Below are 14,466 nucleotides of genomic sequence, written 5' to 3' on the forward strand. Positions count from 1 at the left end.
ACTCTTTCCACCGCGGCAGCCCGGATTGCTTCGTCGCAAGGGCTGCCCGCAATGACGATCTGGCTAGCACCAGAATCTCACGCGTTGCCGCGGTCCTCGCGGAACAGATCCAGCTTCTGCTGCACCGGGCGGTCCGAGAAGCTGAACAGCACCGCGTCCTCGTCCGCCTCGTGCGTGACCCAGTGCCAGCTCGGCACCACGAACAGGTCGCGCGGGCCCCATTCGAAAACGGCATCGCCGATGCGGCTGCGCCCCTTGCCTTCGATCGGGCAGAACACGGTGGCATCGGTCGACCGATAGCGCGCGGTCTTGAAGCCCTTCGGCAGCAGCTGGATGAAGGTGCCGATGGTCGGCATGGCGAAATCGCCGGTCTCGGGATTGCTGAACTTCAGCTTCAGGCCGTGGCATGCGTCCCACTCCTGGCTCGTGCGCGCCTTCTCCAGCGCCTCGCGGGTGTAGGCGTAGGGATAGCTGAAGATCGGCGAGGTCTTCGAGCTGCGCTTCACATCGACCGGCAACAGGTTGTGGCCGTAGCGCGCAAAGCTGTCGCCGGCGGGCTTCGTGATCTTCTGCTGATCCTCCTTCGAACCTTCCGCGAAGGAGCAGTCGAAGAACTGCACCAGGGGGATGTCGAGACCGTCGAGCCAGAACATCGGCTGATCGGTTTCGTTGGAATGATCGTGCCAGGTCATCGAGGGCGTGATGATGAAGTCGCCGGGCTCCATCGCGGTGCGCTCGCCGTCCACCGCGGTGTGGGCGCCCTTGCCTTCGAGCACGAAGCGCAGCGCCGACTGGCTGTGGCGGTGCGCAGGCGCGACGTCGCCGGGCACCACCATCTGCACGCCGGCGTAGAGCGACGTCGTGATCTTGGATTGCCCGCGCAGGCCGGGATTCTCCAGCACCAGCACGCGCCGCTCGGCCTCCTTGGCCGTGATCAGCTTGCCGGCTTCCGTCATGTAATCGCGGATGACGTCGAATTTCCAGAGGTGAGGCCGGCAGGCGCTCTTCGGCTCCGGCGTGATGAGATCGCTCATCACCGTCCACAGCGCGGTGAGGTTTTCGCCGTCGATCTTTCTGTAGAATGCCTCGCGTTCCGGCGTCTTGGCCACGGCTTCCATGGTCGCTGCTCCCGATCGTTTGTTGATTGACAGTATACTGACGATCTAGGTAGCGTCAACGTAACGAAGGGCATACAAGCCACCGTCATTCCGGGGCGTGCGCTAGCATCGGACTATGGTGCGCACTTGCGCGCCTGAGAATCTAGAGGTTCCGGGTTCTCGCTGCGCGAGGCCCGGAGGACAGAAAATTGGGAGGTCTACATGAAGCTGCACGGCTATTTCCGCTCCAGCGCCGCTTACCGGGTGAGGATCGCGCTGAACCTCAAGGGCCTCGGCGCCGAGCACCTGCCGCACCATCTGCGCAAGGGCGAGCAATGCGCGCCCGCCTATCTTGCCATCAATCCGCAAGGCCTCGTGCCGGCGCTCGAAAACGACGGCGGCGCCGTGCTGACCCAATCGGTCGCGATCATCGAATGGCTCGACGAGACCCACCCCAATCCGCCGCTGCTGCCCAAGGATCCGCTGCGCCGCGCCAAGGTGAGGGCGTTCGCGCTCGCAATCGCCTGCGACACCCATCCGGTACAGAACCTGAAGGTGCTGGCGCGGCTGCGCGAGCTGGGCCTGCCCGAGGAGAAGGTCCAGGATTGGGCAGCCTGGGCCAATCGCGAGGGCCTGTCGGCATGCGAGACCCTGATCAGGGACGAGCCGGGCCCGTTTTGCTTCGGCGATGAGCCGAGCCTGGCCGATCTCTGCCTCGTGCCGCAGCTCACCAATGCGCGCCGCTTCGGCGTCGATGTCTCCGCCTATCCGCGCCTGCTCAAGGCCGAGGCCGCGGCGAAGGCGCTGCCAGCGTTTGCGGATGCCGCGCCGGAGAAGCAGCCCGATGCCGAGTAAGCCGCTTCCTCCGATCACGATGGACGCGGTCTATGCCGCGCCGGGTTATCTGTTCCGGCGCATGCAGCAGATTGCGGTCTCGATCTTCATGGAGGAGTGCAAGGCATTCGATCTCACGCCGGTGCAATATGCCGCGTTGATCGCCATTCACACCCATCCCGGCATCGACGCCACGCGCCTCTCGGCGGTAGTCGCCTTCGATCGCTCCACGCTCGGCAGCGTGATCGAACGGCTCCAAGCCAAGGATTACATCGAGCGCAAGCCGGCGCCGGAAGACAAGCGCATCAAGCTGCTCCACCTGACCAGATCCGGCGCCGCGATCCTGCGCGAGATCATCCCCGCCGTCGAGCGCGCCCAGGCGCGCATGCTGGAGCCGCTGAAGCCCGCCGACCGCAAGGTGTTGATGGACCTTCTCGGGCAGCTCGTCGATCTCAACAACGAGGCGTCGCGCGTGCCGCTGCGGGCGGAGGATGCGCTGGAGCATCTGGGGAAGGCGGGCTAGTGGAGTTTGAGGCGATACAGTTGCGTCATCTCCGCCGTCGTCCGGGGCGCCGTAGCGCGAGCCCGGGACGACACCAGCAGTGCTTCGGCAGTGGTTGCTACAACCTGAGCAGCGCCTGCCGATCGATCTTCCCCGTGCCGGTCTTCGGCAGCTCGTCGATGAAGATGACCTCGCGCGGATATTTGTAGGGCAGCAGCTTGCGCTTCACATAGTCCTGCAGCCGGCGTGTCGTTTCGCCCTGGTCAACGGCGCGGTTGTTCATCACCACCACCGCCTTCAGCGTCATGCGGCGGTCCGGCAGTTCGGCGGCGAACACAGCGCATTCGCGGATGTCGGGGTGGTCGGCGAGGCACAGCTCGACCTCGAGCGGGTAGACCCATTGGCCGGAGATCTTGATGAGGTCGTCGGCGCGGCCGCGGAAAAAATGGAAGCCGTCGGCATCGCGGATGAAGCGGTCGCCGGTATAGATCCAGCCACCGTCGCGGATGGTCTCGGCGGACTTGTCCGGCCGGTTCCAGTACAGCGGCGTATTGGAATCGCCGCGGACCCACAGGATGCCTTCCTCATTGTCGCCGACGTCGCGTCCGTCCGTGTCGCGCAATGCGACCTCGTAGCCGGGCACGCGCAGGCCGGCGGCGCCGAGCTTCTTCTGCTCCGGACGGTTGGACAGATAGATGTGCAGCACCTCGGTCGAGCCGAGACCCTCGACGATTTCGAGGCCGGTCAGGGTCTTCCAGCCGTTGAACACCTCGGCCGACAGCACTTCGGCCGCCGAAAGGGACATGCGCAATGACGAGAAATCCGTCTTGTCCGCGCCTTCGGCCTTGGTCAGCGATGTGTAGAGCGTCGGCAGGCCGAAGAACACGGTCGGCTTGTACCGCTCGATCGCGGCGAAGATCGCGGCAGGCTTCGGCTGACCCGGCAGCAGCAGCGTCGCCGCTCCGGCCGAGAACGGGAAGGTGACGGAATTGCCGAAGCCGTAGGCGAAGAAGATCTTCGGCACCGAGAAGCAGATGTCGTCGGGCGTCAGCTTCAGGATGTTCTGCGCGAAGGCGAGATCGCTATAGGCCATGTCGTGCTGGAGATGCACGATGCCCTTGGGCTTTCCGGTCGAGCCCGACGAGTACATCCAGAACGCCATGTCGTTGCGATGGGTGTCCGCTTCCCTCAGCTGGGTGGAGAATTGCGCAAGCCAGTCTGCCGCCGCGAGCACCCTCGGTGCGGCGTGGTCGCCGGGCGCGCCGTTGACGGCGATCAGCGTATGCAGCCGCGTGTCCTTGCAGGCTTCCGCATTGAAGCGCGCGCAGAACTCCGCGTCCGCGACCGCGACACTCGCCCCGGAATCGGCGAGATAGAATTGCAGCAGGTCCGGCGGCGTCAGCGTGTTGATCAGGAGCGGCACGAAGCCGGCCCGCACCGCGCCGAAGAACGCGGCCGGATAGGCCGGCGTGTCGTCGAGGAACAGGAGCACGCGGTCGCCGCGCTTCAGGCCGAGCGAGGCAAGGCCATTGCCCCAGCGGCACGCTTCCGCGCAGAGTTCGGCATAGGTTCGCGTACCCGCCGGGCCCATGAGCGCGCATCTCTCACCACGGCCCTTGCCGAGATTGTCGAACAGCACGCGGCTGGCATTGTAGGTGTCGGGGACGACAAAGCCGATCTCGCGTGCCCCCGCGCTGTCGGCTGGCACCTGGTCGCGAATCTCGTTGCTCATGCCGCATCCCCGGCATTCCTGGCGGCCTCGTAGCGCGCCATGAAGGCCGGCGACATGTGGCGCAGGCGTGCGTCGTCGATGCGGCCGGAGCGGGTGATGTAGCTGTAGGCGAAATCCAGCAGGGGAAGCTTCATGTGCTCGGCGAAGTGTTCGTACCAGAACGCACTCGTGCGCGCGGCGTTGACGAGCTTCTGCACGATGGGCTTGCGCGCGGCCTGATAGCGATGCAGCGCCGTCGCAAGATGCGCGTCGGATTCCAGCGCCTTGACCAGCGCGATCGCGTCCTCGATCGCGAGCCGCGTGCCCGAGCCGATCGAGAAATGCGCCGAATGCAGGGCGTCGCCGAGCAGCACCATGTTCTTGAACGACCAGTGCTCGTTCCAGACCCAGGGAAAGTTGCGCCAGATCGATTTGTTGGAGACAAGGCAATGGCCGCCGAGCGTGTCGGCGAACACCTCCTCGCAGACTCCCTTGGATTGCTCGACGTCCTTGTAGGCGAAACCGTAGGCCTGCCATGTGGCGTGATCGCATTCGACCAGGAAGGTGCTCATGCTGGACGAATAACGGTAGTGATGGGCGTTGAAGGCGCCGCGCTCGGTCTTCACGAAGGTCTGCGACAGCGTGTCGAAGCGTTTCGACGTACCGTACCAGACGAACTTGTTGGAGGAGTAGGACAGGGAGGTGCCGAAATCGCCTTCGAAGGCGCGGCGCACCAGCGAGTTCAGCCCGTCGGCGGCGACGATCAAATCATGGCCGTTGAGCTGGTCGATGGTGTGGATCTGCGTGTCGAAGCGAGGCGTCACTCCGACGCCGAGCGCACGCTGCTGCAGGAATCTGAGGAGCTCGAGCCGTCCGATCGAGGAGAAGCCGACGCCATCGATGGCGACGCTGTCGCCGTGCAGGTGCAGCGTGATGTTCTCCCAGCTCTCCATGTGCGGCGCGATCGCATCGACCGTTTCGGGGTCGTCGGCGCGCAGGAACTCCAGGGCCTGATCGGAAAACACGACGCCAAAGCCCCAGGTCGCGTCGGCCGGGTTCTGTTCGAACAGATCGACCTGATCCTCGGGGTGACGCTTCTTCCAGAGATAGGCGAAGTAGAGCCCGCCGGGCCCCCCGCCGATCACGGCGATCCGCAACGTCTGCCTCCCTTTAATTGACAGTATACTTACTATCTAGGGGTAGACTAATGTGCTCCAGCCGCTGGCGCCAGCAGAATTATCGGTAGCCTGCGTGCGGCACCTCGGCCTCGGCCTCGGATGCGTATAGGCGTGCGTCCAAGATCGTCTGGTCAGAACCATAGCCAAACCACTCCGGAATGGCCACCGCAGTGTCAGGCGGACGCTGTAGCCCAAACCCCATTCACCGGCTCGCCGGTGGCAGCGGACGACCGGACCAGGTCTGGGGATCGCGACCTGCCTCGCCTATCGCGCGGCGAATCGCCCCAGCACGTCCCTGCAGGCCGGTGACAGCGATGCGGCATTGCTGGCGAGGCACTGGATGATGCGGCCGCCGCCAGCCTCGACGCCGGCGCAGATCGTGCGGATGTCGGCTCCGCAGGCCGATTGGGCGACGAACAGCTGCTCGCGTGGCCGCAGCGGGCGAAGCACGAGCACGGTCGGCGCCGCAGCGGGCGCTGTCGCGGGAGCTGCGCCTGCGGGCGCAGCCGTCGCCGCTGTGCCGGATGCCGCGCCCAACGCGGCTTGGCAGGAGGAAGAGACCTTGGCCTTGTTCTTCTCCAGGCATTCGAGCGCGGCCGTTCCGCCCGGGGGCACGCTGGCGCAGACCTTGGGATAATCGCCGCGGCAAGCGCTCTTGATGGTCGAGACCTGGGCAGTGCTCGGCTGCTTGGCGGGAGCAGTCTTAGGCGCCGCGGCAGTGGCCGGCTTTGCAGGTTCTGCGGGAGGCACACCAGGCGCGGCCTGGGCCTTCGGTGCTGCGAGTGCCGCCGGCGCGGCCTCGGTCTTGGGTGCAGCCGGAGCGGCTTCAGCCTTCGGCGCCGCCGGAGGCTCGAGCGCGCGCACGGCAGTCTGGCATCCCGGTGACAGGCTGGACATGTTCTTCTGCAGGCATTGAAACGCTTCCGCGCCGCCAGGCGTTACGCTCGAACAACGTGCCATGAAGTCCGAACGACATGCAGAGCGGATCGCGCTCTTCTGGGCCTCGGTCGGTGTCTGCGCGATCGCCACTGTTGCCGTTGCGAGGAGCGCTGCCGCCAGCAAGGTCACGCGCGCGGATGTGTGCTTCAACGTATTGAACATCTGACTGCTTTCCCGCCCCTGTCGGCAAACGCCGGCGGCTTCCTGAGATGTGATGCGATTGCAATCGTCGCGAGTGGTGCCCGCGACCGATATCATTGGCCGCTTCAGCCCCACCTGCAAGGTCAATTATTCCGGTGCAACCTGCCTCGTCAAAGCCTGATCATGCGCTTGCCGCGGTTTTCGCCCGCGAGCAATCCGATCAGCGCCTTCGGCGTGTTCTCCAAGCCTGCGATGATGTCCTCCTGCACCCTCAGCTTGCCGGACTTGACCCATGCCTGCAGGTCGGCGAGTGCGCGCTGGCTCTCCTTCATGTAGTCCATCACGATGAAGCCCTGCATGGTCAGCCGCTTCACCACGATCAATCCAGGCACGCCGCGCGGGCCGTGTGCTGCGGGGACGCCGTCATATTGCGAGATCGCGCCGCAGCAGGCGATGCGCCCGTAATTGTTCATCTGCGGCAGGCAGGCTTCGAGAATGTCCCCGCCGACATTGTCGAAATAGACGTCGATGCCTTTCGGAGCGGCTGCGCGCAGCGCCTTGAACAATGCGCCGTCCTTGTAATCGACGGCGGCATCGAAGCCGAGCTCGGAGGTCAGCCAGTTGCACTTCTCGGCCCCGCCGGCGATGCCGATGACGCGGCATCCCTTGATCTTGGCGATCTGCCCGACGATCGAGCCGACCGAGCCCGCGGCCGCCGAGACCACGACCGTCTCGCCCTCCCTGGGCTTGCCGATCTCCAGCAGGCCGAAATAGGCGGTGAGGCCGGCGATGCCGAACACGCTGAGCAGGTGCGTCATCGGCTCGAGCTTCGGCATCTTGGTGAGATGCTTCGCCGGCACCGCGGCATATTCCTGCCACCCGGTGTCGCCGAATACGATGTCGCCGGGCGCAAGCTCGGGCGCCTTCGAGCTGACGACCTCGGCGATGGCGCCGCCGGCCATCACGCTGTTGGCTTCGACAGCCGAGCGATAGGTCGCACCGTGCATCCAGGCGCGGTTCGCAGCATCGAGCGAGATGTATCGGACGCGCAGCAAGGCCTCGCCGTCCTTCGGCTCCGGCACGGCGCCCTCCACCATCTTGAAATGCTCGGGGCCCAGCTTGCCGCTGGGCTTCTCCACCAGCAGAATCTGGCGATTGACGTTGCTGCTCATGGACATTCCCTCGTCGATGGTCTGATTATCGATGCCGGCGTTCAAACAAACGTGCGAAGCCGCATTCGCCGTGCGCTGTGCGAAGGCTAGATCGCAGCGTTCCATTGCACAACGGGAACATCCTGCCAACGGCTGGACGCCGACATCCTGCTCTCCGGCGTGGCGCGCGCGACAACGCGCCGCTCAAGCACATCTCTCCGAGCGTGATCTCGATGTGGCGTGTGCCGGCCGAGCTGCTCGCTGCCGTCTGACCGGACTCAGGGCCGTCCCGTCACGTTGAAATCCGGTCTTGCGTGACCGCGCATCTCCGTGGCCGGCGAAGTGCCCAGCAATCGCGCCGGCACGTGTCTGCCGGTGAAAGTCTGCGCATCCATGCTCTGCTGCATGTAGAGCTGCCCCGCGACCAGTGTCACGGCCGCACAGGCGAGCACGAACATCGCCAGAGCCAATTGGTGCGCTTCATTCATGTCCGCAGCTCGAAAGACTGGAAACTGCTGATTTAGCTGCCAAAAGGACGGTGCAACGTTGATGTTGCGCAACTTCAGAGGTTGAATTCTCTCCGGCAGACTACTTAGGGGACTCGCCCTAAGATAAGCCGCGCAATCGCGCGACCCGGCGGTTCCGTTTAACAACGCCTTAGCGGAACAGAGTCCGGAGAGCCCAATGAATCATTCGATTTATAGCGCCGACCGCGCCACTCATTCGAGGATCGTCATCGTCGCGCTGCTGGTTGCCGCGGCCGTCGCCGGCCTTGCCGTTTCCCGCCACGCCGATGTGAGAACCGTATCGGTCGAGAGGGCCGCCGTATTCAAGCCTAGCAAGGCGGTGGTTCTGAGCGGTTCGGCCATCGTCGCCGTCCGCTGACCCGGAGATCCCCGATGCGAATGAGCAGAACTGAGGCCGGGATTGCCAACAAGCCGTTTGACGCGGCGTTCTGGTCCGTTGCAGCCGTCCTTAGCGGGGCGGTTGTCTATCTCGCCTGTCTGATCTAGCGGGCCGCGAGCCCGTCAGAGGCCGATGCCGTCTTGCGAGCGGCGTGCCGCCGCGCATTTCGTTATTGTTTGCGCTGGCGCAACTGACACGACCAGATGCGCGATAGCGTCTTGGAGCCTGGCGGCTCTCTCTGAAACCCCGATGCAGTTGCTATGGCAACGAGGCTCGGTAATTCCGGGCCTCGTTCTATTTTGCCGATTGGCTGTCGAAGGATATCGGCGGTCAGCGCTGGCGGCTCAGTGCTCTGCCTCGAAGATCCGGTCCAGCGCCGCCTCATACGCCGCATGCACCATTTCCGGATGCAGCTTGCCCAGTGCTTCCATCATCACGCCGGAATTGATCTCGAGCACTTTCCATTCGCCGCCGACGCGGACCACGTCGATGGACGCGAACGCGATCCCGATGGCGCTTGCGGCGGCGCTTGCGAGTCTGACGCAAGCCGCGCGAACCTCGCCATCGCCGAGCAATATCGGCGTTGCGCCGGCATCGAGATTGTGCCGCCAATCTGTGCCACGCCGCTTGCTGTAGACGACGAGCGGGAGATCACCGAGCAGCACCACACGGACTTCGTCCTCCATCGCGACATAGGGCGAGATCACGAGTCCGGCGCTCATCGAAAACACGTCGCGAACCGCGCGGTCGAGCTCCGCCTCCGTCGTCGCCTTGAACACGGCCCGGCCCGAGGTGCCCTCGTTCGGCTTCACCACGACGCCTTGCGAATTCTGGGCGAGCAGCATCAGCATCTCCCGGCGCCAATCGGTGCCGGCGACGTGAATGCCCAGGCTCGGATTGAGGAACAGGTGATGCGGAACGCACGGCACGCCCGCCAGCGTCAGCACCTCGGCGGTGGCCGACTTGTCATTGGCGAGGCGGTGGGCGATGGCGCTGTTGAGGCCGATGTCGTAGCCGAAGGCGAAGTGACGCTTCGCACCCTGGCGCATCGCGATCAGCCAGCCACCCGCGCGGACATCGACCGCGATGCCATGCTCCGCGCAATAGCGCCTGATCGCCTGAACGAAGATTCGCTCGCCGCTCGCCATACTTTTCGTTTCTGTCGCCAAAAGCCGTAAATGCGCGGAAAGGGCGCCAGCCGGGGATGAAAATCAGAGCTATTCTTAATGAATTTCTCGCGAGCGCAGCAGAAATTAACTGCTCCAACCACGCGGCTGAGTGGAAGGAAATTGCCTGCCGTGCCTGCTCGGGAGGGGAATCGTTAATGCTGTGGCCAGTTCTGCCGCAAATGCCGGTTTGACCGGCATCAATTGCATCCGGAACGAGGTTGATTATTGGTCGCAATGGCGTAGATCACACACGCGAAATCCTCCGCCATGGCAATGGTGTCCGCCCCCATTTCAGGGCCGGGCTACGCTTTTGCCCGAAAGCCGCAACTATTCGGAATATCGAGAATCATGAGCGCGTTTTACCGAGAGAAGGTTCTTTCCGTCCACCATTGGACCGACACGCTGTTCAGCTTCCGCGCCACGCGCGATACCGGCTTCCGGTTCCAGAACGGCCAGTTCGCCATGATCGGCCTCGAGGTCGACGGTCGTCCGCTGCTGCGGGCCTACAGCATGGCGAGCGCCAACCACGAGGAAGAGCTGGAATTCTTCTCGATCAAGGTTCAGGACGGCCCGCTGACGTCGCGCCTGCAGAAGATCAAGGAAGGCGACACCATCCTGGTCGGCCGCAAGGCGACCGGCACGCTGATCACCGACAACCTGCTTCCCGGCAAGCGGCTGATGCTGCTGTCGACCGGCACCGGCCTTGCGCCCTTCGCGAGCCTGATCAAGGATCCCGAGGTCTATGAGCAGTTCGAGAGCATCGTGCTGGTGCACGGCTGCCGCCAGGTCTCCGAGCTCGCCTATGGCGAGAAGCTCGTCGCGACCCTGCGCGAGGACGAGCTGTTCGGGGAGCTGCTCGCGGACAAGCTCGTCTATTATCCGACCGTGACCCGCGAGCCGTTCAGGAATCGCGGTCGCATCACCGACCTCATCAGCTCCGAGCAGATATTCAACGACATCGGGCAGTCGCCCCTCGACATCGAAACCGACCGCATCATGATGTGCGGCAGCCCGGCGATGCTCGAAGAGCTGAAGGCGATGTTCGAGAGCCGCGACTTCGTGGAAGGCTCCGGCAACAAGCCCGGCCATTTTGTGATCGAGAAGGCCTTCGTCGAGCGGTAAGCTCGGTTGGAAAGTGGCGCGATCGTGCGCCACATTCAGCTCGTCGTCCCGGCTCTGCCGCTCAAGCTTGCCCGGGACGGCAGCTCTGTCTGGTGGCGGCTGTCGCTCTTCCATCCTCTTGCTGCACCGCAACCCGGTCCATCGGGCTGATTGATTTCTCTCGGCCGAATTCGCTAGCCTGAAACAAGGGCCGCGTCATATCCGTATGACAGGCGCGGGCGTATCGTAGCGCCTTCTGGCGAGAGGATGTGATCGTGGCCGAGGACAACAAGACGCAGCAATCTCCCAAACGTCTGCCGCTGGCGGAAGAGGGGATCATGGAGACCCTGCTGCTTCCATTCTCGCCCCGCTTCATTGTGCTGACGATCTGCGCGATCGTCACCGCACTTCTCATCGGCATCGGCCTGGCGGATCGCAAGATCTTCGACATCATGCTGGTCCCGATCCTGATCTTCGGCGCGCTGACGCTGCTCGGGGTGCGCGATCTCCTGCAGAAGAGCCACGCGGTGCTGCGCAACTACCCGATCTCCGCGCATATCCGCTTCCTGCTCGAAGAGATCCGGCCCGAGATGCGGCAGTATTTCTTCGAGAGCGAGAAGGACGGCATGCCGTTCTCGCGCGACACCCGCGCGGTGGTCTATCAGCGCGCGAAGATGGAGCTGGACAAGCGGCCGTTCGGCACCCAGGAGGACGTCTACCGCGAAGGCTACGAGTGGATGCATCATTCGGTGTCGCCGAAGCCGCATGCCGCGGAAAAATTCCGTGTCGTCATCGGCGGGCCGGATTGCGCAAAGCCCTACTCCGCCTCGGTGTTCAACATCTCCGCGATGAGTTTTGGCGCACTCAGCCCCAACGCCGTTCGGGCGCTGAATGCCGGCGCGAAGAAGGGCGGCTTCGCGCACGACACCGGCGAGGGCGGCGTCAGCCCCTACCACCGCGAGATGGGCGGCGACATCATCTGGGAGATCGGCTCGGGCTATTTCGGCTGCCGCCATCTCGACGGCACCTTCGATCCCGAAGCGTTCGCGCGCGTCGCGAGCGACGACCAGATCAAGATGGTCGAGCTCAAGGTCAGCCAGGGCGCCAAGCCGGGCCACGGCGGCGTGCTGCCTGCGGCGAAGGTCTCGGAGGAGATCTCCAAGATACGAGGCGTAGCGATGGGTGAGGACTGCATCTCGCCGGCCTCGCACCGCGCCTTCTCCACGCCGGTCGGCATGATGCAGTTCGTCGCCGAGATGCGCCGCCTCTCCGGCGGCAAGCCGGCCGGTTTCAAGCTGTGCATCGGGCACCCCTGGGAATTCCTGGCGATCTGCAAGGCGATGCTGCAGACCGGCATCTATCCGGATTTCATCGTCGTTGACGGCAATGAGGGCGGCACCGGAGCCGCGCCGCTGGAATTCATGGATCATCTGGGCATGCCGATGCGCGAGGGCGTCAATTTCGTCCACAACGCGCTGGTCGGCATCAATGCGCGCGACCGCATCAAGATCGGCGCCTCGGGCAAGATCGCGACCGCTTTCGACATGGCGCGCGCGATGGCGATCGGCGCCGATTACTGCAACTCGGCGCGCGGCTTCATGTTCTCGCTCGGCTGCATCCAGTCGCTGAGCTGCCACACCGACCGCTGCCCGACCGGAGTCGCGACGCAGGATCCGACGCGCGCCCGCGCGCTCTACGTGCCGCTCAAGATCGATCGCGTGTACAATTATCACCACGCGACGCTGCACTCGCTGACGGAGCTGATCGCCGCGGCCGGCCTCGACCATCCGCAGCAGCTGCGTCCGATCCACTTCACCCAGCGCAGCTCGACGACGGACGTGAAATCGTTTGCGCAGCTCTATCCGGCGCTGCGCCCGGGCGAGCTGCTCGAAGGCACTGAAGACCCGCGATTTCGCGACGCCTGGCGAATGGCGCGCCCGGAGACGTTTCAGCCGGCGCTGTAGGATGCCGGCTGCCTGATTCATCCCGACTTCAGCCCGCACTTAACGTTTGTTTCAACTTTGGGTGTAAATTGGGCTCATGGGCGACGAACGACGCAGCAGGGCGAGACATCGCGTGCTGAAGGCCGGAACGATCGAGTTCGGCGGCGGCGCGATCGACTGCACCGTCCGCAACCTTTCCGACACCGGTGCGGCGCTCGATGTCACGAGCCCCGTCGGCATCCCCGAGCGCTTCACCCTCTTCGTTCAGGCGGATGGAACTCACCGGGCCTGTACCGTGGTATGGCGCAAGGAAAGGCGGATCGGCGTGAAGTTCGGGTAAGGCCACACAGGCGTGCTGAACTCACGCCGCGGCCTGCTCGCTCCGCCGGGTCGCCAGGATCTTGTCGATCCTGCGCCCGTCGAGATCGACCACCTCAATGCGCCAGCCGCCGACGTCGAAGGCATCGCCGGCGCTGGGCAGCACGTTGAACTGTTGCAGCACGAGGCCGGCCACCGTGTTGTAGCGGTGCGGCGGCAATTCGATGCCGAGCAGCTCGCCGAATTCGTCGGCCGGCATCCAGCCGGAGATCAGGAGCGAGTCGTCGGCGCGCCTGACATAGGCCGGCTCCGGCGGTCCCGCCTCGGAATGGAAGGCCCCGACAATGGACTCGAGGATGTCGGCAGCCGTCACCATGCCTTCGAAGGAACCGTATTCGTCGTAGACGAAACCGACGTGAACCGGCGCAGCTTTCAGGATGGCCAGCACGTCGCGCGCATCAGCCGACACCGGGATGCCGGGCGCCTCGCGCACCAGCGCGCGCAGGTCAGGATCGCGCTTGTTCATATAGGCGACCAGCAGGTCCTTGGCCTGGAGCACGCCGATCGGCGTGTCGCGGTCCCCGTCGGAGACGGGAAAGCGCGAATGCGGGCTCTTGGCGATGATTTCCTGGATGACCGCCGGATCGTCGTTCAGGTCGATCTCGTCGACCTCCGTGCGCGGCGTCATGACCGCACCGACCGGCCGATCGCCGAGCCGCATCACGCCCGCGATCATCTCTTTCTCGCCGGGCTCGAGCACGCCCGCGCTCTCGGCCTCGCTGACGAGGTGATGGATCTCGTCCTCCGAGACCTTCTCGTCCGCTTTGCCGCCGCGGCCGAGCAGCGTGAGGATCAGCTTTCCCGAGACGTCGAGCAGAAAGACGAGCGGCAGCGATATTTTCGCGAGCACGTGCATCGCGGGCGCGACCCTGACTGCGATGCTTTCGGGGTCGCGAAGCGCGACCTGCTTCGGTACCAGCTCGCCGACGATCAGCGTCGCGTAGGTGATGAGCGTGACGACGATGCCGACGCCGATGATGTCGGCAATGCCCTTGGACAGCCCGAGCTCGAGCAGCCATTGCGTCAGCCGCTGTCCGAGTGTCGCGCCCGAGAACGCCCCGGAGAGCACGCCGACCAGGGTGATGCCGATCTGCACCGTCGAGAGAAACTTGCCGGGATCGGCGGCCAGCGTCAGCGCCCGCTCGGCGCCGCGCACGCCCTTGGCCGCGAGCAGCGACAGACGCGCCGGACGTGACGAGACCACGGCCAGCTCGGACATGGAGAGCAGGCCATTGATGACGATCAGCACGACGACGATAGCGAGTTCGAGTGAGAGCATTGACCTTCCGGAGGTAAATAAGTGTGTCGCGCATCGGCGCGCCAGTCACTGATATAGGTATTACTGAGGAGAATGCGGGCAATTCTGCGTATTTGGCATCGAAGGGAACCCGCGTCCGCCAGCGGTATCCAGGCCGC

14 protein-coding genes are annotated in these 14,466 nt (G+C 64.5%); 6 read left to right on the top strand and 8 right to left on the bottom strand.

The features are described from left to right. Positions 1–77 precede the first annotated feature (77 nt). Positions 78–1,118 (bottom strand): gentisate 1,2-dioxygenase, encoded by a 1,041-nt coding sequence (gtdA, locus tag K408_RS0113205; protein WP_024339193.1) that lies wholly within the window; start codon positions 1,116–1,118, stop codon positions 78–80. Between the two features lie 201 nt (positions 1,119–1,319). Between gtdA and maiA the strand changes: the two genes are divergently transcribed. Further along, positions 1,320–1,952, top strand: coding sequence for a maleylacetoacetate isomerase (gene maiA, locus K408_RS0113210; RefSeq protein ID WP_024339192.1), 633 nt, complete (start codon positions 1,320–1,322; stop codon positions 1,950–1,952). Then, positions 1,942–2,454, top strand: a complete 513-nt coding sequence (locus tag K408_RS0113215; protein ID WP_024339191.1) for a MarR family winged helix-turn-helix transcriptional regulator — start codon at positions 1,942–1,944, stop codon at positions 2,452–2,454. The genes maiA and K408_RS0113215 overlap by 11 nt, the downstream gene beginning before the upstream one ends. Positions 2,455–2,551: 97 nt before the next feature. Here the strand turns inward: K408_RS0113215 and K408_RS0113220 are convergent, their stop codons facing one another. From K408_RS0113220 to K408_RS0113250, 5 genes are all read right to left on the bottom strand, one after another. Beyond that, positions 2,552–4,165, bottom strand: a complete 1,614-nt coding sequence (locus K408_RS0113220; protein ID WP_024339190.1) for a benzoate-CoA ligase family protein — start codon at positions 4,163–4,165, stop codon at positions 2,552–2,554. After that, entirely contained in the window at positions 4,162–5,301 is a 1,140-nt protein-coding gene (locus K408_RS0113225; protein WP_024339189.1) for an FAD-dependent monooxygenase, read from the bottom strand. The genes K408_RS0113220 and K408_RS0113225 overlap by 4 nt, the downstream gene beginning before the upstream one ends. Before the next feature lie 285 nt (positions 5,302–5,586). Continuing rightward, a complete protein-coding gene (locus tag K408_RS0113230) occupies positions 5,587–6,423 on the bottom strand; it encodes a cysteine rich repeat-containing protein (protein WP_024339188.1) in 837 nt (278 codons plus the stop codon). A 149-nt stretch (positions 6,424–6,572) separates the two neighbouring features. Beyond that, positions 6,573–7,574: an NADP-dependent oxidoreductase gene (locus K408_RS0113240; protein WP_024339187.1), complete on the bottom strand. Its 1,002-nt coding sequence runs from the start codon at positions 7,572–7,574 to the stop codon at positions 6,573–6,575. Positions 7,575–7,831: 257 nt separating this feature from the next. Next, positions 7,832–8,041 (bottom strand): hypothetical protein, encoded by a 210-nt coding sequence (locus K408_RS0113250; protein ID WP_035728909.1) that lies wholly within the window; start codon positions 8,039–8,041, stop codon positions 7,832–7,834. 196 nt (positions 8,042–8,237) lie between these two features. Between K408_RS0113250 and K408_RS0113255 the strand changes: the two genes are divergently transcribed. Then, positions 8,238–8,438 carry a hypothetical protein gene (locus tag K408_RS0113255; RefSeq protein WP_024339185.1) on the top strand — a complete coding sequence of 67 codons (201 nt, stop codon included), beginning with the start codon at positions 8,238–8,240 and terminating at the stop codon, positions 8,436–8,438. Between the two features lie 365 nt (positions 8,439–8,803). Here the strand turns inward: K408_RS0113255 and K408_RS0113265 are convergent, their stop codons facing one another. Further along, entirely contained in the window at positions 8,804–9,607 is an 804-nt protein-coding gene (locus tag K408_RS0113265) for an ATP-grasp domain-containing protein (protein WP_024339184.1), read from the bottom strand. A 369-nt stretch (positions 9,608–9,976) separates the two neighbouring features. On the opposite strand from K408_RS0113265, the gene K408_RS0113270 reads away from it, so the two are divergent. From K408_RS0113270 to K408_RS0113280, 3 genes are all read left to right on the top strand, one after another. Continuing rightward, positions 9,977–10,750, top strand: coding sequence for a ferredoxin--NADP reductase (locus K408_RS0113270; protein ID WP_024339183.1), 774 nt, complete (start codon positions 9,977–9,979; stop codon positions 10,748–10,750). A gap of 254 nt (positions 10,751–11,004) precedes the next feature. Next, on the top strand, positions 11,005–12,693 hold the full coding sequence (locus K408_RS0113275) for an FMN-binding glutamate synthase family protein (protein WP_024339182.1): 1,689 nt from the start codon (positions 11,005–11,007) through the stop codon (positions 12,691–12,693). A 76-nt stretch (positions 12,694–12,769) separates the two neighbouring features. Then, entirely contained in the window at positions 12,770–13,012 is a 243-nt protein-coding gene (locus K408_RS0113280) for a PilZ domain-containing protein (protein ID WP_024339181.1), read from the top strand. A 21-nt stretch (positions 13,013–13,033) separates the two neighbouring features. On the opposite strand, the gene K408_RS0113285 is transcribed toward K408_RS0113280, so the two are convergent. Next, the gene (locus K408_RS0113285) at positions 13,034–14,329 is read right to left on the bottom strand and encodes a hemolysin family protein (RefSeq protein WP_024339180.1); all 1,296 of its coding nucleotides are present in this window, start codon (positions 14,327–14,329) and stop codon (positions 13,034–13,036) included. Between the last annotated feature and the right edge of the window lie 137 nt (positions 14,330–14,466).

It is taken from the genome of Bradyrhizobium sp. in8p8, from assembly GCF_000426845.1.
Taxonomy (GTDB): Bacteria; Pseudomonadota; Alphaproteobacteria; order Rhizobiales; family Xanthobacteraceae; genus Bradyrhizobium; species Bradyrhizobium japonicum_C.